This is a genomic window from Pseudomonas brassicacearum (genome assembly GCF_003732265.1).
Lineage (GTDB): Bacteria > Pseudomonadota > Gammaproteobacteria > Pseudomonadales > Pseudomonadaceae > Aquipseudomonas > Aquipseudomonas brassicacearum_D.
The window spans coordinates 1-663 of the sequence record NZ_MOBK01000055.1 but is presented as its reverse complement, the minus strand read 5'-3'; the positions used below and the strand labels follow the sequence as shown (position 1 = coordinate 663).

1 protein-coding gene and 1 pseudogene are annotated in these 663 nt (G+C 60.0%); one reads left to right on the top strand and one right to left on the bottom strand.

Annotation, left to right across the window (positions count from 1 at the left end):
* Positions 1-232, top strand: a pseudogene (gene ispH, locus BK660_RS30010) (4-hydroxy-3-methylbut-2-enyl diphosphate reductase); the annotation flags it as partial.
* Here the strand turns inward: ispH and BK660_RS30005 are convergent.
* Positions 204-663 (bottom strand): GspH/FimT family protein (locus BK660_RS30005; protein ID WP_123436396.1); only part of this gene is annotated, 460 nt, incomplete at its 5' end. The pseudogene ispH and the gene BK660_RS30005 sit on opposite strands and share 29 nt — an antisense overlap.

The window sequence follows — 663 nt, the reverse complement described above, 5'->3', positions numbered from 1 at the left end:
CATGGCCACGCCGGCTTACCTGATCGACGGTGCCGAAGACCTGCAAAAGAGCTGGTTCGATGGCGTTGAGCGTATCGGCATTACCGCCGGTGCCTCCGCGCCGGAAGTCCTGGTGCGTGGCGTGATTCAGCAATTGCAGGCTTGGGGCGCCACCGGTGCCGATGAACTGGCCGGGCGTGAAGAGAACATCACGTTCTCGATGCCTAAAGAGCTGCGCGTGCGTTCGATCTGACGCTTTTGATCTTTTGACACAACGCCTGCTCAGCCTCTTGGCTGTTCAGGCGCACACGACCGGTCGCCGCCAGCACTATCTGGCGCTGGCTGACCGGCTCGCGAGCCGAGCAGACATGTAATGTCCCTGCCTGAAACGCCCGCCCGGGCATCAGCGGTTGCCCCAGACTGCTGAAGCGTACGTAACGACTTACTGACCAATTGCCGACAATCGGCACCTGTGTGTCGCTCACACTTTCTTGCAGCAGCGGATTGCTGTTGTCTTTCGACCCTTTGCCGCTGATATCCAGAATGATCCGCCAGCCCTGACTCCAGTCGCCGTTGATGCCATGAATCACCACGCTCTGATTGCGCGTGATGGCCTGGGTGCGAGCGTTGCGCAGGCCATCGAGCAAGGATTGCGCTGCCTGATCCCGATGGTTCGATTCTCTG